We start from the raw sequence: 23,199 nt of genomic DNA on the forward strand, positions 1-23,199 counted from the left end.
AATCCAGAAACCGGATTGCGGCTTTTATTGTCGTCTTAAATTCAGAAGTATTGCGGCGATGCATCCTGTGGCGAATCCCCATATGATATTGGTCATGAGCACACTGATAATTGCAAAAGGGCTGGTCAAAGGTCCCTGGAGGGCCCCTGTCAAAATCGGGGACATTACTCCACTGATGATGACTGCAAACACTGCATACGCAACCCCTGCCGAGACAAGTGTAAGTACAGGACGAGCTTCTTTGCGTATGACGGTAGCGGCCACCCAGATGATTGATATGAGGACTGTCGCCGTAACGCTTGCACCAGATCCAATGGCCTCCGAAATGCCCGTTATGCTCATGAATGGCCTGATCAGCGCAATCAGCGCCAGTGTAAGGACCAACCCGGGGTTAAGGTGCTTTGTATTATTGGTCATAGTCTGTTCCTCTTTTCCTGATTATTGACTATGACCAATATACCGTATGAAAATTATCAAATTCTAAAATGAATATTAAATAATTCTTAAATGTCTTCATAAAAATCCCGGATCAATGCGGTCCGGGATTTCCTTTATTTTTTCATCTCATTCAGTTTTTCCAGAATGTATTCCGTCTCGGTGCCCACACTGCTTTCGACCCCTGCCAGAAAGCTCCCTTCCACGAGCGGCGCCTTGGATATGTGTACGGCGTACGGACCGTCATACATTTCGACAGCCATTTCCAGGTTCATCAGACTGGAGCCGATATCATAGAAACAGATGGTATCATTTCCAATTGATCCGAGCATGTTATTGATCTGGTCGATATTTGTACCAATTTCTCCGTCCACTCCGCCGGAAGCATGGATGGTGACATCTTTAGCCATCTGTCCCACCAGGGCCTTCGTCCCTTCGGCAATTTTGCTGCTGTGGCTTATGATAAGAATATCAGCCATTGTCAACACCCTCTCCAAGGGCATGGATGATGTAGACTGCGCTTTGTGCGCCCGGATCAACCGTCCCTTTGGATTTTTCCTTGAAATATGCAGCCCGCCCCTTGGTGGCGATCATATCTTCTGTGTCGTCGGCGAGCTTCTGTACATCCTCCATTTTCAAGCCGCCTGTTTCACGTAAAACGCCGGCGGATTTCGAAATGACGTCATACATGGTTTTCTCTCCGCCTTCGACTTTTCCTTTTTCAGCGACGGTCTCGGTGAAAATATCCAGCATTTGGGCCAGATTGTCCGCATCAATTTCATCAGCGGCAGCATCGCTCATCTTGACGAAACTGAAACCGTACAGCGGTCCGCTTGCCCCGCCGATTGAGCTCATCAATGTCATGCCGGTCTGCTTCAATATCTCTTTTGTACTGCCTTCAGACACCTTTTCATCCACAGCATTGAAGCCGCGCTTCATGTTTACGCCATGGTCGCCGTCACCGATTTCGCGGTCAAGCGCTGTCAGTTCACTTTCCTTTTCATCGAATACTGTCTTTAAGCCATGGAGCTGTGCCAGAAGTTTTTCTGCATCCATATATATCCTTCTTCCTTAAAAGTGTTTTGATTCCACCGGCGCATTGATTGCCTTGACCAGTTCTTCATCATCATCTGCAACCGTCAGTGAAAAGCCCTGCATATCGAGTGCGGTCATATAGTCGCCGACGAGCAGTTTGGATACTTTCCTGTTTCGTTTCTCAAGGGATTCCATCACATACTTTGTCACAATGTTGAGTTCACTGTCAGGCGTGCCGCCCATGCCGTTGATCATGAGAATGAGTGTCTCGCTGTCTGTATACTTGAATAATTCATCCAGCAGCCGGTCTGCGATTTCATTCACAGAAGCGAGTTTTTCCCGGTATATACCTTTCTCGCCGTGGATGCCGATGCCGATTTCCATCTCATCCTCACCAAGTTCGAAACCATATTCGCCGGTCGTCGGGACCATGCATGGCTGTACAGCCATCCCCACGGAATAAAGGGATTCCATCATCTTTTCGACCTGCTCTTTGATTTGGTCAAGGGGGACGTTATGTGATGCCAGGTATCCGGCGTATTTATGGACGATCACCGTGCCCGCCACCCCGCGGCGCTGTTCAACATTCTCTATGGTCACGTCATCCCTGACGATGACCGAGGCAATTTTATGACCTTCTGATTCAGCCATTTCCTGGGCCATTTCGAAATTCATCACGTCACCGGCATAATTTTTGATGATCAGCAGTACGCCGTCACCGTTATCCACGTGTTTGATTGCTGCAAGTACCTTGTCCGGTGTGGGGGAAGTGAACACTTCCCCGCACACTGCGGCATCCAGCATACCCTCGGCCACATAGCCGGCGTGGGCCGGTTCATGCCCGCTTCCGCCTCCCGAGACAAGCGCAGGCCCCTCTTCCTTCTTATGCTTTCTGACGACAACGGTATCCTCGATCACATCCACGCGTCCATTGTGAAACTTCAGGCCGTCCAGCATATCCTTCAGGAAGTGCTCTTTTTCGTTAATGAGTTTTTTCAAAACTGTCTCCTCCTCGTATGATTGTCATAAATGAATCCCCAACCCTGATGGACAGGGTTGGGGTGTGATTATTTCACGGCAACTACTTGAAGTATCCTTTGATCGATTTTACTTCGAGGAATTCATCGATGCCGAAATCGCCCCACTCGCGGCCGATGCCGGATTGCTTGTAACCGCCGAACGGCAGATCGGCTCCGCCTTTGGCATTGTTGATCTCCACAGTGCCCGCCTCAATGGAACGAGCCACTTTTTTGAGTGTTTCAGGATCTTCCCCGAAGACGTATCCCGCGAGGCCGTATTTTGTATCGTTTGCAAGCGCAATAGCTTCATCCAGGTCCTTATAGGTGATGACCGACATGACGGGGCCGAATATTTCCTCCTGGGCGATGGTCATCTTATTATCCACGTCGCTGAACACGGTCGGTTTGACATAGAAGCCTTCAGCCAGCCCTTCGGGCTGGTCGGCGCCGCCGTGGTAGAGCGTGGCCCCCTCTTCTACACCTTTATTGATATAGGACTGGACCGTATCATACTGTTTCCTGCTGATGAGAGGTCCCATTTTGACGCCCTCTTCACGCGGATTGCCAACTTTCACATCTTCCATCTTCTCTTTTACTTTCTCCAGGAATTCGTCTTTCATGGATTCCGGGATCAGTGTCCGTGTGCCGGCTGTGCACACCTGTCCGGTGTTATTGACAACTTTCTGTACAGCTGTGAAGGCTGCATCATCCACATTTGCATCATCCAGAATGATCAGCGGCGATTTACCACCGAGTTCAAGGGATACTTTTTTGAAATCGGCGCTTGCTTTCTCCATGATTTTCGCACCGGTCCTGCCGGAGCCGGTGAATGACATCATACGCACTTTGGGATGTTCGCTGAGCGGGTTGCCGACTCCTTCGCCGTCACCGTTCACGAGGTTGAAGACACCTTTCGGAACACCGGCCTTATCGAAGATTTCAGCCAGTATCACAGAGGCAAACGGTGTTTCTTCGGAAGGCTTGAGAATGACCGGGCTGCCAGCCGCGAACGCAGCCGCCAGCTTGAGTGAAGTCTGGTTGGTCGGGAAGTTCCACGGTGTAATCAGGCCGGCAACACCAATTGCTTCCTTGACCACCAGGTTTTCACCGCGCTGTTCCTCGAATTCGAAAGAATCCAGTGCATCACGTGCTGCAGCAAAGTGGTTCAGCCCCATCTGATAATGGACTTTTTCAGATTTATCTATTGGAGAACCGAGTTCATCGGTAATTGCTTCTATCAGATCATCTTTGCGGTTTTCGTACTCATTGACAATTCTGTCGAGCATCTCGCGGCGTTCCTCTACAGGTGTGTTACGAAATTCTATATAAACATCATGGGCCGCATTCACAGCTTTATCCACATCGGCGGCATTCCCTTTGGCAATCCTGCCGAAAGCGTCACCCGTCGCGGGATTGATGACATTGATCGTCTCGCCGCTTGAACTTTCCACCCATTCGCCATTTATATATTGTCTGGTATGATCTTTCATTCATGATTCTCCTTTATTCCGTAATATTATACTGTATCCTTAAACGCCCCTCTTTAATCACAATTGAAGATAAAAATTATCACGTTTGAAAAGACTGTCTGTAGGAACATGGAATTGTTACACAATGAAGAAACCGCACTCTGTCGGAGTGCGGTTCTTTGTGTTCCAAGTATATTAGGTTTTACTCCGTGACATGTGTACCGCCGACTGAAACGGAGGTCACGTAACCGTCGTTGACATTGAACGTAATCTGCATGCCCTTCAGTTGATAATAATGGGTGTTGTCGCCCTGTTCCCCGTAATTGGAGTGGGCAGGGTCACCGTATACGTCAAACACTTCAGCTTCTGTGACTGCGCCGGGGTTGATCGGCATGTCTGCGAAGACTGCGCCTTCACCGACTACATGGATGTGCTGATCATAAACAGCTGTTATTGCTGCTTCATTCCCGTGTTCTAAAAATGCCTCTTCCGTCATATCAATCTGATAGCCGTTCAGTTTGAAGTTATTGCTGGCAATTGCGTTGATGAATGTCTCATCGAGAATAAATCTTCCATCATCGCCATAGCCCGTATAGCCGTTATAATAGTAATATGCTCCCTCTGACTGCTGAGATGTATCTTCAGAGGCTTCGGCAACACCGGCTGCCCCTGCGAATGCGACGAAGGCAACACAGACTGTGAGCAGCATTTTGACTATCTTACTCATTAAACTCACCTCCCTTTTGGGTGGTATTTATGACTGGCTATTCTACTGTTATTGGAATTTTACAACATTTGATATATGAAATCAATTGATTTATAACTTGCACTTACAAGAAATTATATTTACACAAGTGAAAAAGGAGCATTATGCTCCTTATAAGTCGAAGGTCATTTCAGGAAATCGTGGACGATTTCATTTGTTCTGGGTGTTCCATTGAAAGGAGACCTGATTTCCCGGGTAATATTCATTTTGCAGCCGGCATTTCCAGGCTTTTTTGGAGGGTATCGACGGGTGCCAGTGCCTCGATTGTCTGGTGACGCAGTTTTTTATCATTGGTGGGTAGATGGAACATCAGTTCATCTATGCCGTTATTTTCGATATACCATCCAAGTTTCTGCAGCACATCTTCTCTAGTGCCGACGATGATATCCGCCTCCACCCTCTTTGCTGTTACAGGCTCCTCTGAGGCTGCGATTGCACTCGCAGCCCGCACTTCGCCTTTGACCCTCAGTATTTTTCCGCTGTCATGATGCAGTTCATACAGGGTGTTCTCTTCCTTCAGGCGCCTTTGGGCCTCTTTATCGTCAGTGACGACAACGGACAATGCAGCAATGAAGCTGCCTTTACCGTTGTTCTTCCTGTAAGCACTGATGCTGTCTTCAAGTTTCTTTTGGTCATTGCTGATGAAATGTGCGTAAATGAAATTGACATTTTCACGGGCGGCAAAGAGTGCTGAATCCGGGCTGGAGCCGAGAAGGAAAAGTTCCGGTGGATTTGAACTGTCCGGGGAAGTCTTCAAATCTTTGAATTCACCCGTCTGTGTCTGGTTCACAAACCCGGCCAGTGCTTTGAATTTCTCATCAAAGGATGGTCCGTTCTCCGCAAATCCGGATTGCAGCGCAGCCGTGGACAGACGGAGTCCTCCCGGTGCCTTGCCGATACCGAGGTCCACCCTCCCGGGTGCCAGGTGGCTCATAAGTTGGAACTGTTCCGCCACCTTGAAGGGACTGTAATGCTGGAGCATCACACCGCCTGAACCTATATTGATCCGCTTTGTATAAGCCAGCAGATGGGAAATCATGATTTCTGGTGCGGTACCGGCAAGCGGTTCATTGTGATGTTCTGAAACATAATAGCGCCTGTAGCCCCTCTCATCGGCCTTTTGTGCAAGTTCGATTGTATCATTGAGGGAGGAAGAAACATCCCCGCCTTCAAGGACAGGGCTCTGATTTAATATGCTGAACTCCATGACACCACTCCTATGTATTAAATTTTTCTGAATATATGAGTGATTGTATAACTGAGGGCAATCCCCGTCAATCATCCCGACTTGTAAAGTGGGAATTAATTTCTGCAAAGTGCATATTTCCCGGGAGGCAGGGAAGAAGAAATGTGATATCATGATTTCCGGGGATAAAATCCCGTCTAAAATAGAAAATGATGAAGCAATACATAAGGGAAGACGGTGCATTCCATGGCAAAGCTCTATTACAGATACGGCACGATGCAGAGTAATAAAAGCAATCAGATCATAACGACACACCATCAGTATACGACGCAGGGAAAGCAGTGCCTTGCATATACGACACCCATAGATACGCGGAGCGGCTTCAAAAAGATCAGGTCCAGAGTCGGACTTGAACTGGTCTGTGAGTATATACATGAACATATCTATAATGAAGTGAGAGATATAAATGAAACAGCAAGAGTCCATGCCGTTGTGGTGGATGAAGCCCAGTTCCTCTCAAGGGAGGATATCCATAACCTGAGTGATATTGCGGACTACCTGGATATCCCGGTCATTTGCTATGGCCTCAAGACCGACTTCCGGGGAGAGCTTTTTGAAGGCAGCAAAGTGCTGCTGGAGCTTTCGGATGCAATAGACGAGCTGAAGACAATATGCCAGTTCTGCAACAAGAAGGCAACGATGAATATGCGTATGCTGGACGGGGCACCGATCAACGTCGGTGAAACGATAAAGATGGGTGATGAGGAATATGTGCCTGTGTGCCGGAAATGCTACAAAGCCCGGCTCGAACTCGTGAAATGATAGAAGTATTCGAACGGTTAAAGAAAACACTCCATTCTTTAACCGTTTTTTAATTTTTCATTAACCCTCCTTTAGCTGCTGCTTCCTATAATGAAATTAACAAATAACACAGGAGGCGTTAAAATGATGAACAAGAAATATTTACTGGCAGGCGGTATCGTATCAGCACTGCTATTGGGAGCATGTTCAAGCGTCAGTGCGGATACGGATATGGACTGGGAAGCAGACGGCAAAGAGGGGACGGCTGAAGTAACCTCCGGGCAAGTGGAGACGGATAAGGTGGAGCAGAATGCGCAGAAGGCAGTGGAAGAGGCGAAGAAGAATTTTGACGGCAAAGTTATAGATGTCGAACTGGATGAAGAAGACGGGATATACTACTACGAAATAGAGATGAAAAACGGGAAAGAAGAATATGAAGTGGACATCAATGCAGAAACATTGGAAATTCTTGAAGAAGATTTCGACCGTGATGAAGACGGAGATGATGCGGAAGAACGTGATGAAGAAGACGGGGAAGACGCTGAAGGCAGTGACGATGACAAAAATGATCAGGACAGAGCAGACAGCAGTATGATCTCCTCTGAAGAAGCGGTTCAGATCGCAGAAGAAAAAACCGGGGGACAGGCTGTCGAATGGGACTTTGACGATGACGATGCTGAATATGAAGTGGAACTGGAAGCGGATGGCGAAGAGGTTGAAGTTGAACTGGATGCGAAAACCGGGGAGATTGTTGACACAGATGACTAGTACCCGCCTCGAACGCTGAATCCGGGAGTCATGCTCCCGGATTTTTTAATTGAATTTTAATAATTCTCTGGCGAAGTTCCATGTTCCCGTCATGCTATAATCGGTGTAATGGTATTCATAAACACAGTGACTGTCATAAGGAGAATCACATATGGGTAAGATATTGATTGTTGAAGATGACGAAAAGATTGCACGCGTCATCCAGCTGGAGCTGGAGTTTGAAGAGTATGAAGTGGCAGTTGCCTACACGGGAAAGGAAGCGCTGGAGCGTTATGAGGGCGATACATTCGATCTGATACTGCTTGATGTCATGATACCGGAACTGAATGGCCTGGAAGTGCTCCGCAGGGTAAGACAGAAGGATGAAAATACGAGAATCATAATGCTCACGGCAAGGGATGCTGTAATGGATAAAGTCAGCGGACTGGATTCCGGTGCCAACGACTATATGACGAAGCCGTTTGAGATTGAAGAGCTGCTTGCCCGCATACGCACGCAGTTGAAACAGAAGTCTGCGGTTTCGGAGCCGGTGCTGGAGGATATCGAATACCGTCATCTCAGAGTTGTTCCGATGGCGCGGGAAGTTTATATCGGTGAGGAACTGGTCTATCTGACCCAGAAAGAATATAATCTGCTGTATTTTCTGATCGAGCATAAAAATCAGGCACTCTCACGTGAACAGATAATTGAAGCGGTATGGGGCTTTGATTATTATGGAGATACGAATACCGTTGATGTCTATGTAAGATACATCCGTAAAAAGCTCGACCGTGAAAAACCATCCATTATCGCGAGTGTCAGGGGTATTGGATATATGGTGAAGGACTGACAGGATGAAACTGGGGACGAAGATACAATTATATACGACGGTCATGACAGTCATTGTCGTCATACTGATCAATCTGTTCGTTTATTATTCCTATAAGAACTTTTCGTTGAATGCGGAAATGGACCAGCTCGAAAACCGCGGAGCGAATATCATGGAGGAACTCCAGAAAGCCAATGCAAATAATGTCAACAGTGAAGCGGTGCTGCAGGCGTTCCTGCTGTCGGACGGCTATGTCAGGGTCGTTGACAGCGAAGGGAATCCCGTGGTCCGTATCGCGACCGAGACAGAATATGCAGGTCTGGCTGAACCTTACAGCACGAGCCAGTATAAAAAGTCCGTATCCCATGAGGGCATGGAGTTTGTCATGGTCTCCCTGCCTGTCATATGGGATGACGGACAGGTGCACAGCCTTCAGATCTATGAAAATGTATATTTCCTTTATGACACGTTCGAAGTGCTGAAATGGATATTGGTAGTTTCGACACTCATCATACTGACCGTGATTTTCCTCCTGAACCGGGTCATCACCAATGCCATCCTGAAACCGGTCAACAAGCTGATCGACAAGATGAAGAAAACCGATGATACAAGTAAATATACGATGATCGATATAAACCAAAAAGACACGAAAGAGCTCAGGGAACTGTCCGAGGCATTCAATGAAATGATGTTGGATCTGAAAACGCATGACGAGAACCAGCAGGCATTCATCATGAATGCCTCCCACGAACTGAAGACGCCGATCACCGTCATCAGTTCGTACAGCCAGATGCTCAAACGTTTCGGCAAAACGCGTGAGGACATATTGGATGAAAGTATCCATGCCATCAGCGATGAAACACAAAGGATGCAATATCTGACTGAGCAGCTTCTCAGTTTTGCGAAGGTGAGCCGGGAGGATGAATCGTTTCAATTGGAGCCGATCCGTATCGTGAAACTGATCGGGAATGTGACAGCGCGTCTTGAAAAGGTATACGACAGACCGATGGAACTTGCCTTCGACAATAGAGGGGTACTGGCTCTCGTGGATGTGGAGACATTCGACCAGCTGTTAAAGATATTCCTGGATAATGCCTACAAATACAGTTCGGATAATATATCCATCAATATCCGGGAACTGGAAAATAATGTCGAAGTAACGATAGCTGACAAAGGCATAGGCATACCGGCAGAGGATATCGATCATATATTCACAAGGTTTTACCGCGTGGACAAGGCACGGGCACGGAAAACGGGCGGCTCCGGTCTTGGTCTGTCCATTGCACAGGAACTGGCAAAATTAAATGATATCACCATTGACGTTACAAGCCGGATGAATGTGGGGACAACGTTCAAATTGACGATTAAAAAGGTGAAGAAAAATGAAGAGACTGAGTAAGCTTCTGATAGCGGCTGTCATTGCCGGGATTGCTGTCGGCATTCTGCTGGTAAGTCGCTCAGGCGGTGATAGTATCGGTGAAGAAGAAGTGAGTGCCATGGTCACGGACCGTTACGGCGGAGAAATCGAAAATATTTCCCAGACGGAGGACGGGCAATCCTATATTGTAACCCTGGCGAATGAGGAATACCGGTATGAGATTACAGTAAGCGCCGAAGATGCCGGCATTGAGGGTATCGTAACTGAAAAAAATGAAGATGGGAATAGAGATACGGCATCTGGCAGCGAGGAAGATGCTTCCACGGAGACATCTGAAGAAAAGCCTGCCGGAGAAAAAACAGACACCAAAAAAGACAGGGACCAGCAAGAGGAAGAAAAGACAGATGCACTGATTACAGAAGATGAGGCGAAAAATATTGCATCTGGTGAAGTGGGCGGACAATTCGTTCATCTGACGCTGAATCAGGAGACGCATCCGCAGCAGTATCAGATCATCCAGCTGGTCGAGGATGATGACGAAGGTGCACTTGTGACGGTGGATGCAATGGATGGGAAAGCGATGAACATTTTATGGTTTCAGGCAGATTTCAATGAAATCGCTGATATTGAAGCATTTGCCCGCCAGCTCCAGGAGTACAGCACGCAGTATCAGAACAACCATTATATAGAATTTGACGACGACAGTGAAGATGGAAGCTCTGGAGAAGATGACGACGAAGACGACAATGACGATGATTAGAATTTTATGAGGACCCGGTTTGCGAAATTCATACTTTCGGCCGGGTATTTTCTGTCTGTGGAGTGACCGCAAAGTAATCGGATGTGATATTATAAATGATACTGAGTATCAATTGGATAACAGTAACGGAAGGTGGTTGTGGTTTGATTGATATTAAAGCGGCAACAAAATCTTTTGCCGGTAAAAACGGAGATTTTAAAGCAGTCGACAGCATTACACTGTCGATACAAAACAAGGAGATATTCGGTATAATCGGTGAGAGTGGTGCCGGGAAGTCTACGCTGATGCGGTTCATCAACGCACTTGAAACCCCGGATTCGGGACAGGTGATCGTAGACGGTACAGATGTCGTTACGCTCGGTAAAAAAGACCTGCGGAAGCACCAGAAGGATATAAGCATGATCTTCCAGCATTTCAATCTGCTGGGCAACAAGACAGTCGAGGATAATATCAGGCTGCCTCTCACACTCCACAAATATAAAACACCCCTGTCAGTCGATGAGGTGATCGAGTTTGTCGGCCTGGACGACAAGCGGGACAGCTACCCGGCGGAATTGTCCGGTGGACAGAAACAGCGCGTGGGGATCGCCCGGGCTCTGGTGACACGGCCGAAAATACTGCTATGTGACGAACCCACTTCAGCCCTCGATGAAAATACAACCGATGAGATTGTGGATGTTCTGGGACGGGCACAGGAGGAGTTTGATATGACGGTGGTCATCGTTACGCATGAACTTGGGGTGATCAAGCAGCTGTGCAGGCGGGCAGCGGTAATGGAGCGTGGCAGATTGATTGACACCATTGACGTGAACCGATCGGTGAGAGGCCGTCCGGAATTGTCCTACCATGAACGTGTATTGGAAGTGCTGAAGGATGGCTGAAGCGATACAAGTCTACATAGAACGCATCATCGAATACACCCCCCGGCTTGTCGAAAGCCTCTACGAGACAGGTATAATGATGATATTTGCCATGGTCGCTGCAATTATCCTCGGACTGCCTCTCGGCACCCTGCTCTATCTGGCATCCAAAGGCAAGCCGCTTGAAAATAAATTCCTGTATCAGGCTGCGAACATCTTCGTCAATATCGTCCGTTCATTTCCGTTCCTGCTGCTTGTAGTGGTCATGCAGCCGCTGATCCGCTATTTTTACGGACGCGCTACAGGCGATCCTGTGGCCGCATCATTCCCGATGATGCTCATTGCGATTGCATTATATGCAAGATTCGTGGAACAGTCCCTCCATGATATTCCGAAAGGAGTGCTTGAAACGGCAAGATCCATGGGTGTGACAACGCCACAGCTCGTCTGGAAATTCCTTTATGTGGAGGCCAGGAGCTCCCTTATTATCGGTTTTACCACTGCATTCGTCAGTTTCATATCCTACTCCACCATCATGGGTGTAGTCGGCGGCGGCGGTATCGGTGATTTTGCGATCCGCTACGGCTACCAGCGCTATGAGACGGATATCATGTACAGCGCCATCGCCGTCATCATCGTATTTGTAATCATTGCCCAGTGGCTGGGGCTCAAACTCGCAGCCATGCTGGATAAAAGATAAATCAAATTTAAAGAGGAGAATTATATATGTTGAAAAAAGGATTGTTTTTCACAGGAGTTGCACTATTGCTGGCAGGTTGCGGCGGAGGCGGGGAAGAGGATGTCTCCGAAGAGGATAATGTGGTAAAAGTCGCGTCACACCTTCCGCCGATGACGGATGTTGTTGAGATTGCAGGTGATGCGATCGAGGAGCCTTACGAGATTGAACTTGTTGAAGTATCCGACAACATTCAATACAATGAGGCACTTCTGAATGAAGAGGTGGATGCAAGTTTTGCCCAGCACGAGCCTTTCATGGAAGTCTTCAATGATGAAAAAGACGGGAACCTTGTTGCACTGCAGCCGATCTATAATGCGATTGTAGGCTATTACTCACCTGTATATGATTCCATCGAGGATATCGAGGACGGTGCCGAGGTGGCGATTCCGGCTGATGCAACGAATGAAGCACGTGCACTGATGATACTTGAACAGCATGATCTGATCACCCTGTCTGCGGATGTCAGCCATGAGGCGACGGTGGATGATATTGAAGAGAACCCACATAATCTTGAATTCACACATATCGATCTTCTTAACCTGACAGGAGCATACGAAGACGGGGTCGAGCTTGTGTTCAACTATCCCACCTATATAGAAAGTGTCGGACTGACACCGGATGACGCCGTCTTCCTTGAGGAAGATGAGGATAATACATTCGCAATACAGCTTGTGGCCCGTGAAGATAATCAGGACAGCGAAGCGGTCCAGGCAGCGAAAGAAGCGTTCACGTCGCAGGAAGTCTACGACTTCCTTTCCGAGCTTGAAGAGGAAGGGCATTTGGAGCCTGCATTTGAAATTGAATAGAGATAAACGATGGCCGGGGATGAAAATCTCCGGCTTTTTTGTATGATGTTTTTCATTATCATTTTTAACCGTTTTCTCTGATATAAAATTTCATATTTAAGAATTTTTTGTATTTTTACTGTATTTATAGGCTGGACTTTGATATTGTTGTTTACATTGATGTCGAAAGTTTTGCTTTAGAACTAAATTATTTATTAATATGTATTAGAAAAGGGATAATCATAAGGTTGGAGGGAGTTTAATGATGCTTGGAAAGCTGTTGGAGCGACTGAAGGAAAAGGAAGATCGTATGATCGGCATACGGAGGCATCTGCATGAAAATCCTGAACTTTCATTTCAGGAAACTGAAACTGCCAGATATATCGCTGATTTTTACAAGGATAAAGATGCCGAAGTCGAGACAGGGGTCGGCGGCAATGGAATCAAGGTGACGGTAGATACCGGAAAACCCGGCAGGACACTTGCTCTCAGGGCAGATTTTGATGCATTGCCAATCGTTGAAGATACCGGCCTGGGTTTCGCCTCCAAAAATGAAGGTGTCATGCATGCATGCGGACATGATGCACATACCGCATATATGCTCATACTGGGAGAGACTCTGATAGAAATGAAGGATGAACTTCATGGCAGGATCGTCATCATCCATCAGCATGCCGAGGAACTTCCGCCGGGCGGGGCCCAGCAGATGATTGCCGACGGTGTATTGGATGGTGTGGACAATGTGCTTGGAGCCCATGTAATGAGTAACATGGAAACTGGGAAAGTTCTATACCGGGAAGAGGAATCGATGACGGGACGCGGATTTTTCAAGCTTACGATAAAGGGGTCCGGGGGCCATGGCTCTTCGCCGCATCTTGCCAATGACCCGATTGTAGCAGGGGCCCATTTTGTGTCTGAAATCCAGACGATCGTCTCAAGGAGACTGAATCCCTTCGAGTCCGGTGTGGTGACCATCGGATCATTTGATGGTAAAGGTGTTTTCAATGTCATCAAGGATCAGGTGGTGCTTGAAGGTGATGTCCGGGCAATGGGGGATAGGACTAAGAAAACCATAGAGGGTGAAATCAAAAGGATCTCTTCTGGCCTGGAAGAGACTTTCGGTGTTACGAATGTACTCGAGTATAAGGATGACTACCCTACTCTTTACAATGATCCGGCACTTACACGTCAGATTGCTTCGGCGATAAAAGCGGCAGATCTGCCCACTGTCACTTCTGTGGAGGAATGTGAGCCGCAGCCGCCATCTGAGGATTTTGCCTATTATACGAAAGAACTGCCTTCCTGCTTCATTTACATTGGTGCGGCACCGGACGGCGACGTATACCCGCATCATCATCCGAAATTCGACATCAACGAGGATGCATTGCTCATTGCAGCACAGGCGGTTGGAAGTGCCGCGATAAATTACTTGAATGGTGACAGCAAAGAATAATCCTTCTTTGCTGTATGCTTTTTCGATAGGGGAACATTAATGGAACAGATAACCGGAATATTATTGCTTCTTGTGATACTTGTGTTCTTTACCATATTTACTTATTACGCACCTTACGGGTCGGATGTCATGGGGGCACTGGCCGGAGCCGCAATTGCGACGTTTCTGGTCGAGGCTCTGCAGAGATTCGTCATTGGAGATATTTTCGGGATTGAATTCTTCCAGGAGACAGGGCTTGAAGCAGGACTTCTCAGCGGGGTGATTGTTGCATTCCTTGTCGCGCTGACCATGAAGGTCAATGCGCAGAATTCCGCCATAATTGCGGTGTCCATGGGGGGACTCGGACTCATTCCGGGTTTGATTGCCTCATACATAGTTTCATTCGCGGCTAAATTTTTTGAAAAGAAGATTCCAAACGGTCTGGATTTCATATTGGTCGTCATTTTACTGGTGCCGCTTACACGTCTGATCGGGATGGGCATCTCGCCATTGGTGGATGCTTCCCTGCTCCAGATCGGCAGCATCATTGAAACAGCCACCGATACAAGTCCGCTCATCATGGGGCTGATGCTCGGCGGTATCATCACCGTCGTCGGTACCTCGCCGCTCAGTTCGATGGCACTTACCGCCCTGCTCGGTCTTACAGGCATACCTATGGCCGTCGGCAGCCTTGCGGCGTTCGGTTCTGCATTCATGAATAGCGTGATTTTCCATAAGCTGAAAATCGGTGATTTGAAATCTGTCATTTCCGTAGCCATAGAACCTCTGTCCAAGGCGGATCTTGTCAGTGCGAACCCGGTTCCGGTTTATGCAACGAATTTCATAGGGGGAGCCTTAAGCGGCATGGTCATCGCCTATTCCGGCCTCATCAACGATGCGCCGGGTACAGCGACTCCGACTGCGGGACTGCTTGTCCTGTTCGGTTTCAATCCGGCTTCACAGGTGGTGTTATACGCTGTCATTGTCGCAGTCATTTCGGGAATAACCGGTCTTGCAGGCAGCTATATCTTCAGAAATTACCGGGTCCGTAAAAGTGACTTTGACACAACAGGTAAAATTTAGAACCGCTCGATGAGCGGTTTTTAAATTACTGGGATTAATAGAGATCTCTTCCTTTAACACAAGGGATTAATTTTATATTGACTTTATCAGAAAATTCATATAAATTTTAAGCATATTGTAAAATAAAGGGAGGGAAAACATTGGGTGCATGGTTTACGGATTTTACAGCAGATGTCAGCAGCTTTGTATGGGGGCTTCCCCTTATCATCTTTCTTGTGGGAACTGGTCTGTTCCTGACTATCAGATTGACATTCTTTTCTTTCAGGATGCTGCCCTATTCGCTGAAAATGGCTTTCAGCAAGTCGGACGATAAGAGTGAGGGGGATATATCACACTTCCAGGCACTGATGACCGCTCTTGCGGCAACAGTGGGTACCGGTAACGTCGTCGGGGTAGCGACGGCTGTCGTCCTCGGTGGCCCTGGGGCGGTATTCTGGATGTGGATGACTGCGCTGGTTGGGATGGCGACGAAGTATTCGGAAGGGGTTCTGGGGGTAAAATACCGTCAGAGGAACGACAAGGGTGAAATGTCCGGTGGACCGATGTATTATTTGGAACACGGTCTCGGACAGAAGTGGCTCGGTGTCCTGTTCGCCTTCTTTGCAGTATTCGCAGCGATATTCGGTATCGGCAACATGATCCAGGCCAATGCAGCGTCTGATGTTGCACTTGATGTATTCAGCATACCGACATGGGTGACAGGAGTGGTGATGGCTGTCCTTGTCGGAATGGTCATACTCGGCGGGGTCAAGAGCATCGGACGGACAGCGGGCATACTCGTACCATTCATGGTCGCATTTTACTTAATTGCAGGTATTGCCATACTCATTCTTCATTTTGATAAAGTCCCGGCTGCTTTCGGACTTATTTTCACAGATGCATTTACAGGACAGGCCGTTGCCGGCGGTGCACTTGGTACTGTAATCCGCATGGGCGTCGCCCGCGGTCTCTTCTCGAACGAAGCGGGACTCGGCACCGGCGGTATAGCAGCGGCATCTGCACGTACGGATGTACCTGCACGCCAGGCGCTCGTATCGATGACCCAGGTTTTCATTGATACCATAGTGGTATGTTCCATAACCGGCGTATCGCTGACGATGGCCGACATGTATACATCTGGTGCAGAAGGGGCAGCACTCACAGCGCAGTCATTTGAAATGCTGCTGCCGGGGGGATACGGCGACCTTATAGTGGCCGTCACACTGCTTACATTCATCTTCTCAACGATCCTTGGCTGGGGGTACTTTGGTGAAAAGTGCTTCACCTATCTAGTCGGGGATAAATTCACATATCTATACCGTCTGATTTTTGTACTGGCGATAATACCGGGAGCGACGATGTCTCTTCAGACCGTCTGGAATCTGGGCGATATATTCAACGCTATGATGGCGATACCGAACCTCATCGGCCTGCTCGGCCTGTCAGGTGTGGTTGTAGCAGAGACGAAGATATTCATCGATATAAGGAAGAAAGAAAAACAGCAGCTTGGCTGACAGGAAAGACCATAAATGCCGAAGGCAGATGCCTTCGGCATTTGTACGATTTCAGTCCTGGATGATGTAGCCGTGTTCAATCAGATCACGGACGGCATTATCCAGGATTTTTTTTGTGTCTGCAGATATTCTGTGCAGATGGATGTTATCGGTGAGGTTGGCGAGCATCCTGCTTTTCTCTTTATGCATTTGGGTGAGGAACATGGTCATCTCCTCGTTTGTCGCAATCATCAGTTCGCCGGTCATCTCCCCGTACACAGGATGATCGATGGATACATTATCTATCATCGCACCGTTATCGAGGATGATCTGCAGTTCCTCTGCCATGTGTTCAAAGTTATGCTGACAGGCAATCGTGCGTTTGAAAGGCTTGCCCGTCCGTTCAGCCGGCCGGAGCACATATCCCCTGCTTGTGGAAACGATGGGATGGCCGTCGGCCTTCAATATTGAAATATCCCTGACGATTATCTGCCTGGAAACATCATATTGTTCAGCCAGTTTTGTCCCACTGATGGAACCGCCGGTGTTATTTAGCTGTTTCAGTATTTCCGCCCTTCTCTTTTCTGCTGTGGTCATTGTCTTACCTCCTGTAGTATATGGTCCATATGGGAAGCGAGTGTATCAATCTCATCCCGTGTCGTATTTTTTGAAATCGATATCCTTATATAATGATTTTCTGATGTTTCGTATCTGCCCCCAAGCAATTCTTCAAGGCCGCTACTTATCATCCTGCCCTGGCCGCATGCTGTTCCGGTGGACACGTATATGTTCTTGCTCGACAGGCCCTGCATTACATACTGCCCCTCAATCGAAGGTGTTATACATGCAAGGATATGCGGTGCATTGGCATCGAAATCCAGCGTTATAACGCCGATGCTTTCCATTTTTTCTTTCAGATACTGTCTGACGTTCTGCATCCGTTCTATGCAAGGGGCGGAGGACAGGCACATAGTCATCACCCCAATGGCCGGAACATTCAGGGTGCCGTTCTGTGTGCCCGATTCGTGATGGAAATGACTGTTGATCACATTCATATACCGGTAGTCGACCATCAGCACACCGGTTCCTTTCGTGCCATGGATCTTATGGGAGGAAAAGCTGTAGCTGCCGGGAATCCGGTCGATACCTACTTCATCTTTGTGTGCGCCCTGGACACCATCTGTGTGAAGGGGTACATTCCGGGCAACGCACATTTCCCCCACGTCTTCCACAGGCAGCCGGTATCCTGTTTCGGAATTCACATGCTGCATGATGACAAGTGCAACGTAGCCCTCCATCATTTTCTCAAGTCTGTCCAGGTCGATGTGCCCGTCCCGATCGAGCGGCATCATGGTGAGACTGTAAATATCATTATATGGTTCCAGGGCTGCTTCGATGGAAAGATGTTCATACGGAGAGACCAGGATGCAGCCCGGTCTCCTCTCTTTCAATAACAATTGTATCGCAATTTCATTCGCATGTGAGCCGCTTCTTGTGAAAATAACCTGTTTACTGCTGTCAAAATAGTTCTTTATATAATTTCTCGCCTGTTCCAGGAGACTGTTCGCATCAAGACCTCCTCCATGGAGGCTTTCGCTGTTATAGAACATATCCTCAGACAGTTTTGCATATGCCTCCAATATATGTGTATCCGGTTTTGTAGTTGCTGCATTATCCAAATAAATCATTATATTTTCTCCTTTGGTATTGTAATCAACATCATTTAGTGTCAATATTAATGTAAAATATAATGTAAATAAAGGTGTAAATATATGTATGATGTAATTGTTGTTGGGTCCGGGCTTGCGGCACTCAGTTTCATCGACGCCCTTGATGAAAATAGAACGGTACTCCTCTTTACAAAGGACAGAGTTGATGATCATAACAGCAGGCTCGCACAAGGCGGCATCTGCTATTCATTCCATGAAGATGATCATGGTGGAAGCCACATGTCGGATACATACGAAGCAGGTTCCTGTATGGGTGACAGGGAAATCATCCGGCGGATGATTGAAAAAAGTCATGGGCTCATAAAGAGTTACATGAATGATGGCATGAGTTTTGACCGCAATGGACAAAGTGAACTGGCATATGGGCTGGAGGGCGCACACAGTATACCCAGAATTCTTCATGCCGGCGGTGACAGGACCGGCGAGATGATGACCCGCTTCTTTTTGGACAGGCTCAAAAACCGTGCTGTGAAAATATGTGCCGGACATACTGTGGTCGATATTATGACAGATGGAGGGGACGGTATAAAAGGCGTTGTATCAATGGATGCGTATGGTAACGCCCGGCGTTATACTTCACGGGATATAGTACTGGCGACCGGGGGGTACAGCGGCTTGTTCACCCCGAATTCCGGTGCCTCGGAAACGATGGGCACCGGGCATATTTTGGCACTGCGTGCCGGCGCGAGGCTCCGCCATATGGAAATGGTCCAATTCCACCCGACTCTGCTCGGGTCACGGAACCGGACTTACGGACTCGTCAGTGAAGCGGTCAGAGGGGCCGGTGCGGTGATTGTCAATGATAAGGGCAGGCGCATCATGGATACTGTGCACCCTTTGAAGGACCTGGCCCCCCGGGACGTCACAAGCATTGAAGTATACCGGCAGGAGGGGGAAGGACATCTGTGCCATTTGGATATAAGCAGTATTGCGGATTTCAAAAACAGATTCCCCGGCATATATAGGGCGGCAAAGAAGCATTTCCCGCGCGAGCTGAGTGACTCGGAAATACCCATTACAACAGGGGCGCACTATACGATGGGAGGGGTCATGGCCGGTATCGACGGGCACACCGGTATTCCGGGGCTAAGGGTCATTGGCGAGGCGGCCAGCACGAACTTCCACGGTGCGAACAGACTCGCCAGCAATTCCCTGCTCGAGGCTTTGGTCACCGGTAACGAAGCGGCATTGGCCGTCAATGGGACAAAGCGGCATGTACACGGTGATATTGCTCCGATGCTTCCGGAGATTCCATATTTGGAGCCGTCGCTGTGTGATGCAATATTGAATGAAGTGACAGAAACAATCGGTTTTGAGAGAACCGGGGAAGAACTGGAGAAGATGTTTGATAAAGTGCAGGCACTTCTTGAACAGGCGGAGTCCCGCAGGACAGATCTGTACGGATGGGAACGCTATTGTAAAATCATGACCATTTACAGTATGCTTCATGGATGTTTACAGAGGCGGGAGACCCGGGGCAGCCATAACCGCATAGATTTCCCGGGAAAGAATGAAGAATTGAGAAATCAAGAAATCCGGCTATTCATGAAAGGAGGAAGACTCGTTGCTGAACGTGTTGAAAATCAGAGAGAAGCTCAGAAACTTTTATATTGAAGACAATCATTACGGGGATCTTGCATCAGGGATTTTTGACAGTGACGCCGTGGGGACTGCGACCCTGATCGCCAAATCTGATGGTATATTCTGCGGAGGTTTGATCATTGAAGAAGGTTTTAGGCTGACAGGCCAGAAAATGACCGTCGAACTGTTGACCGCCGACGGAACAGAAATCAGAAAGGGTGATGAAATTGCCCGAATCCGGGGCAATGTGCGCGCCATTCTCACTTCGGAACGTATCGTTCTGAATCTGGTGCAGCGTATGTCCGGTATCGCGACAATGACAAAAAGGCTGAATGACATCACTGCAGGTACAGAGGCTGTTGTCATAGACACCCGGAAGACGACACCGGGTCTTGGCATGTTCGAGAAATATGCAGTGACCGCAGGGGGTGGGAAGAACCATAGGAGGACATTGAATGACGGCATCATGCTGAAGGACAATCATATTTCCTTCATGGGATCGATGACACGGGCAGTGGAAAGGTCGAGAGAGATCCAGGGGCCGATGGACAGGATCGAAGTTGAAATAGAAGACACCCGGATGCTTGAGGAGGCAATCAGGAACGAAGTGGACATCATCATGTTTGACAACTGCTCTCCGGAGTGGATCAAAGCGCACATCGGCAAAGTCCCTGACACAATCAGCACCGAAGCATCCGGAGGTATAACTGAAGATGGACTGCGGGCATATGCGGAATCGGGGGTCGATTATATTTCAGTCGGTGCCCTCTTCCATCAGCAGCAGGCACTAGATATTTCATTAAAGGTGGTATATTGAATGTTCAATCCAACAGAAACAATTCCGAGAAGAATTCCGGAGTATTACATACAGGCAGCGAATGAAGAACTGGAAGCAAGAATCAGGGAGATAAAAAAGGAAATGGGAGACAGACTTTTCATGCCCACGCACCACTACCAAAAAGATGAGGTGGCACAGTTCGCCGATATAATGGGTGACTCCCTGCAGCTGGCACGCATCAGCAGGGATAATAAAGAGGCGGAGCATATCGTTTTTAACGGTGTCCACTTCATGGCCGAAACGGCGGATATACTGACGGGTGATGACCAGAAGGTGTACCTGCCCGACTTGAACGCAGGCTGCTCCATGGCCGACATGGCGGACATCGATCAGGCTGTTCTGGCTTATGAAAGACTTTCAGCAAGGCTGGAAGAAGGCATATTGCCGGTGACATATGTCAATTCGACCGCTGCAATAAAGTCATTCGTCGGGGAGCAGGGTGGTTCGTGTGTGACCAGCGGCAATGCCAAAAAAGTCATCAAGTGGGCGCTTGAACAAGGACGGCGGATTTTATTCCTCCCGGACCAGCATCTTGGCAGGAACACAGCATATGATCTTGGAGTGCCACTGGAGCAGATGGCAGTCTGGGATCCGATCCATAAGGAGCTAGAGTATGAAGGCAACGATGAAGACCTGCGCATCATCCTCTGGAAGGGGCATTGTTCAGTTCATGAGAAATTCTTCCCCGCCCATATCGACCAGATTCGCCAAAAGAAGCCGGATGTGAATGTGCTGGTGCATCCGGAGTGCACTTTTGAAGTCGTTCAGAAAGCGGATTACAGCGGCTCTACGAAATACATCATCGATATGCTGGAGAATGCCCCGGCGGGATCGAAATGGGCTATCGGGACCGAGATGAACCTTGTCAGCAGGTTGAAGGATACTTACACCCATCTGGAAGTGGAATCGCTCAACCCGATCATGTGCCCGTGCCTGACGATGAACCGCATCGACCTGCCGCACCTTGCGTGGTGTCTGGATAAGGTTGTACAGGGGGACCGGGCGAACATCATCAAAGTGGACGACCGCACCGCCCACTACTCAAAGGTTAGTCTGGAGCGCATGCTGTCAATCGTATAAAAAGAAAAAAAGCAACCGTCAGGTTGCTTTTTTCTTTAAACCAGTCTTTTTACGACCAGACTTCATGTGCAATTTTAACGATATGTTCAAGTTTTTGCCACTGCTCATCCTCCGTCAGCAGGTTCCCCTCTTCAGTCGAGGCGAAACCGCACTGTGGACTGAGGGCGAGCTGTTCCAGGGGCACATATTCTGCCGCTTCATCAATGCGTTTCTTCACTTCCTCCTTATCCTCCAATTTCCCATGTTTGGAGGTGACAAGTCCCAGTATGACTGTGAGGTCATCCCTGTCAACATGGCGCAGGGGTTCGAAGCCGCCGGCACGTTCAGTGTCGTACTCCAGGAAGAACCCGTCAATGTTGAGACTGCCGAAGATATGAGCGGCAACCGGCTCATATCCGCCGGAGGAAATCCATGTTGAACGGAAGTTTCCGCGGCATATATGCATTGTGATTCTAAGGTCATCGGGCCGGTCGGAAACTGCCTCATTGATCGTTTCCAGGTACTTTCGAACCAGATAGTCGGGGTCCATCCCCTTTTCCCTCAGCTGATATTTTTGTTCGTCGGAGCAGAGATACGCCCAGGCTGTGTCATCAAGCTGGAGATATCTGCATCCCGCATCGTAGAACGAACGGATGGCTTTTTTATATGCTGCAGCCAGATCGCTGAAGAAGTCATTTTCATCAGGGTAGACCTGTCTGTCGATTTCACCCCGGAAATGAAGCATGCTCGGACTGGGAATAGTGAACTTCGCTGTGTGGCTTCCTGCCTGCCCCTTGAGATATTTGAAATCCGCAAGGAAAGGGTGGTCGCTGAAATCCAGCTTTCCATCCACTTTGATGCCCCGGGATTTCGTCTCCTGTTCCTTGAACTGTATGCCGCCCCCAGTCCAGTATCCTTTGACACCAACCAGATTTTCAAGGAAGTCGAAATGCCACCAGGCACGGCGGAATTCCCCGTCTGTCACCGCTTCGAGGCCGATGTCCTTTTGTTTCTGGACGATTCTTGCAATCTCTTCGTCCTCCACCTGCCTCAGGCCTTCCGCGGAAAGCTCACCCGATTCGTGCAGCCTGCGGGCTTCCCTGATCTTTTCAGAACGGAGCAGACTGCCCACATGATCGGCCCTGTATACTTTTTTTGACTGCGTTACTGCCATCAGAATCCCCTCCTCTTTAAT

General features: G+C 48.4%; 24 protein-coding genes. 14 read left to right on the plus strand and 10 right to left on the minus strand.

Annotated elements, in window-relative coordinates; translation table 11 throughout:
- Positions 1 to 24 precede the first annotated feature (24 nt).
- The 7 genes from C792_RS0100810 to C792_RS0100840 all read right to left on the minus strand — a co-directional run bounded on the left by C792_RS0100810 (position 25) and on the right by C792_RS0100840 (position 5,931).
- Positions 25 to 417: a hypothetical protein gene (locus tag C792_RS0100810; protein ID WP_017547538.1), complete on the minus strand. Its 393-nt coding sequence runs from the start codon at positions 415 to 417 to the stop codon at positions 25 to 27.
- A gap of 134 nt (positions 418 to 551) precedes the next feature.
- Positions 552 to 914, minus strand: a complete 363-nt coding sequence (gene dhaM, locus C792_RS0100815; protein WP_017547539.1) for a dihydroxyacetone kinase phosphoryl donor subunit DhaM — start codon at positions 912 to 914, stop codon at positions 552 to 554.
- A complete protein-coding gene (gene dhaL, locus C792_RS0100820; protein WP_017547540.1) occupies positions 907 to 1,491 on the minus strand; it encodes a dihydroxyacetone kinase subunit DhaL in 585 nt (194 codons plus the stop codon). The genes dhaM and dhaL overlap by 8 nt, the downstream gene beginning before the upstream one ends.
- A 15-nt stretch (positions 1,492 to 1,506) precedes the next feature.
- Positions 1,507 to 2,469, minus strand: a complete 963-nt coding sequence (gene dhaK, locus C792_RS0100825; RefSeq protein WP_017547541.1) for a dihydroxyacetone kinase subunit DhaK — start codon at positions 2,467 to 2,469, stop codon at positions 1,507 to 1,509.
- Between the two features lie 82 nt (positions 2,470 to 2,551).
- Positions 2,552 to 3,979 carry an aldehyde dehydrogenase family protein gene (locus C792_RS0100830; RefSeq protein WP_017547542.1) on the minus strand — a complete coding sequence of 476 codons (1,428 nt, stop codon included), beginning with the start codon at positions 3,977 to 3,979 and terminating at the stop codon, positions 2,552 to 2,554.
- Between the two features lie 181 nt (positions 3,980 to 4,160).
- Positions 4,161 to 4,685, minus strand: coding sequence for an immunodominant staphylococcal antigen IsaB family protein (gene isaB / locus C792_RS0100835; protein ID WP_017547543.1), 525 nt, complete (start codon positions 4,683 to 4,685; stop codon positions 4,161 to 4,163).
- Between the two features lie 241 nt (positions 4,686 to 4,926).
- Positions 4,927 to 5,931, minus strand: a complete 1,005-nt coding sequence (locus C792_RS0100840; RefSeq protein WP_017547544.1) for an MsnO8 family LLM class oxidoreductase — start codon at positions 5,929 to 5,931, stop codon at positions 4,927 to 4,929.
- A 225-nt stretch (positions 5,932 to 6,156) separates the two neighbouring features.
- Here C792_RS0100840 and C792_RS0100845 point away from each other — a divergent pair, with 225 nt between their 5' ends.
- The 11 genes from C792_RS0100845 (at position 6,157) to C792_RS0100895 (ending at position 16,817) form a co-directional block, all read left to right on the plus strand.
- Positions 6,157 to 6,732 (plus strand): thymidine kinase, encoded by a 576-nt coding sequence (locus C792_RS0100845; RefSeq protein WP_017547545.1) that lies wholly within the window; start codon positions 6,157 to 6,159, stop codon positions 6,730 to 6,732.
- Between the two features lie 123 nt (positions 6,733 to 6,855).
- Positions 6,856 to 7,479: a PepSY domain-containing protein gene (locus C792_RS0100850; RefSeq protein WP_017547546.1), complete on the plus strand. Its 624-nt coding sequence runs from the start codon at positions 6,856 to 6,858 to the stop codon at positions 7,477 to 7,479.
- A 151-nt stretch (positions 7,480 to 7,630) separates the two neighbouring features.
- The gene (locus C792_RS0100855; RefSeq protein WP_017547547.1) at positions 7,631 to 8,308 is read left to right on the plus strand and encodes a response regulator transcription factor; all 678 of its coding nucleotides are present in this window, start codon (positions 7,631 to 7,633) and stop codon (positions 8,306 to 8,308) included.
- Between the two features lie 4 nt (positions 8,309 to 8,312).
- On the plus strand, positions 8,313 to 9,686 hold the full coding sequence (locus C792_RS0100860; RefSeq protein ID WP_017547548.1) for a sensor histidine kinase: 1,374 nt from the start codon (positions 8,313 to 8,315) through the stop codon (positions 9,684 to 9,686).
- Positions 9,670 to 10,425 (plus strand): hypothetical protein, encoded by a 756-nt coding sequence (locus C792_RS0100865; protein WP_017547549.1) that lies wholly within the window; start codon positions 9,670 to 9,672, stop codon positions 10,423 to 10,425. The genes C792_RS0100860 and C792_RS0100865 overlap by 17 nt, the downstream gene beginning before the upstream one ends.
- A 143-nt stretch (positions 10,426 to 10,568) precedes the next feature.
- Positions 10,569 to 11,306 (plus strand): methionine ABC transporter ATP-binding protein, encoded by a 738-nt coding sequence (locus tag C792_RS0100870; RefSeq protein ID WP_017547550.1) that lies wholly within the window; start codon positions 10,569 to 10,571, stop codon positions 11,304 to 11,306.
- The gene (locus C792_RS0100875) at positions 11,299 to 11,985 is read left to right on the plus strand and encodes a methionine ABC transporter permease (RefSeq protein WP_017547551.1); all 687 of its coding nucleotides are present in this window, start codon (positions 11,299 to 11,301) and stop codon (positions 11,983 to 11,985) included. The genes C792_RS0100870 and C792_RS0100875 overlap by 8 nt, the downstream gene beginning before the upstream one ends.
- 26 nt (positions 11,986 to 12,011) lie before the next feature.
- Complete coding sequence (locus tag C792_RS0100880) at positions 12,012 to 12,830, plus strand: MetQ/NlpA family ABC transporter substrate-binding protein (protein ID WP_017547552.1); 819 nt, start codon at positions 12,012 to 12,014, stop codon at positions 12,828 to 12,830.
- 244 nt (positions 12,831 to 13,074) lie between these two features.
- Positions 13,075 to 14,262, plus strand: coding sequence for a M20 family metallopeptidase (locus C792_RS0100885; RefSeq protein WP_026090165.1), 1,188 nt, complete (start codon positions 13,075 to 13,077; stop codon positions 14,260 to 14,262).
- A gap of 39 nt (positions 14,263 to 14,301) precedes the next feature.
- Positions 14,302 to 15,324: a PTS sugar transporter subunit IIC gene (locus C792_RS0100890; protein WP_017547554.1), complete on the plus strand. Its 1,023-nt coding sequence runs from the start codon at positions 14,302 to 14,304 to the stop codon at positions 15,322 to 15,324.
- A gap of 140 nt (positions 15,325 to 15,464) precedes the next feature.
- On the plus strand, positions 15,465 to 16,817 hold the full coding sequence (locus tag C792_RS0100895; protein ID WP_017547555.1) for an alanine/glycine:cation symporter family protein: 1,353 nt from the start codon (positions 15,465 to 15,467) through the stop codon (positions 16,815 to 16,817).
- 51 nt (positions 16,818 to 16,868) lie between these two features.
- Here C792_RS0100895 and C792_RS0100900 read toward each other — a convergent pair whose 3' ends face one another.
- Both C792_RS0100900 and C792_RS0100905 read right to left on the minus strand, forming a co-directional pair.
- Positions 16,869 to 17,393 carry a transcription repressor NadR gene (locus C792_RS0100900; RefSeq protein WP_017547556.1) on the minus strand — a complete coding sequence of 175 codons (525 nt, stop codon included), beginning with the start codon at positions 17,391 to 17,393 and terminating at the stop codon, positions 16,869 to 16,871.
- Complete coding sequence (locus tag C792_RS0100905) at positions 17,390 to 18,484, minus strand: cysteine desulfurase family protein (protein ID WP_017547557.1); 1,095 nt, start codon at positions 18,482 to 18,484, stop codon at positions 17,390 to 17,392. Before C792_RS0100905 ends, C792_RS0100900 begins: the two co-directional genes overlap by 4 nt.
- Before the next feature lie 84 nt (positions 18,485 to 18,568).
- Between C792_RS0100905 and C792_RS0100910 the strand changes: the two genes are divergently transcribed.
- The 3 genes from C792_RS0100910 to nadA are packed head-to-tail and all read left to right on the plus strand — an operon-like array spanning position 18,569 to position 22,025.
- Complete coding sequence (locus C792_RS0100910) at positions 18,569 to 20,140, plus strand: L-aspartate oxidase (protein WP_017547558.1); 1,572 nt, start codon at positions 18,569 to 18,571, stop codon at positions 20,138 to 20,140.
- Entirely contained in the window at positions 20,091 to 20,924 is an 834-nt protein-coding gene (gene nadC / locus C792_RS0100915) for a carboxylating nicotinate-nucleotide diphosphorylase (protein WP_017547559.1), read from the plus strand. Before C792_RS0100910 ends, nadC begins: the two co-directional genes overlap by 50 nt.
- Positions 20,925 to 22,025: a quinolinate synthase NadA gene (gene nadA, locus C792_RS0100920; protein WP_017547560.1), complete on the plus strand. Its 1,101-nt coding sequence runs from the start codon at positions 20,925 to 20,927 to the stop codon at positions 22,023 to 22,025. It abuts the gene before it with no gap.
- Between the two features lie 49 nt (positions 22,026 to 22,074).
- On the opposite strand, the gene C792_RS0100925 is transcribed toward nadA, so the two are convergent.
- Positions 22,075 to 23,178, minus strand: a complete 1,104-nt coding sequence (locus C792_RS0100925) for a 5-methyltetrahydropteroyltriglutamate--homocysteine S-methyltransferase (protein ID WP_017547561.1) — start codon at positions 23,176 to 23,178, stop codon at positions 22,075 to 22,077.
- Positions 23,179 to 23,199 lie beyond the last annotated feature (21 nt).

The sequence above is a fragment of the Salinicoccus carnicancri Crm genome (genome assembly GCF_000330705.1).
Taxonomy (GTDB): domain Bacteria; phylum Bacillota; class Bacilli; order Staphylococcales; family Salinicoccaceae; genus Salinicoccus; species Salinicoccus carnicancri.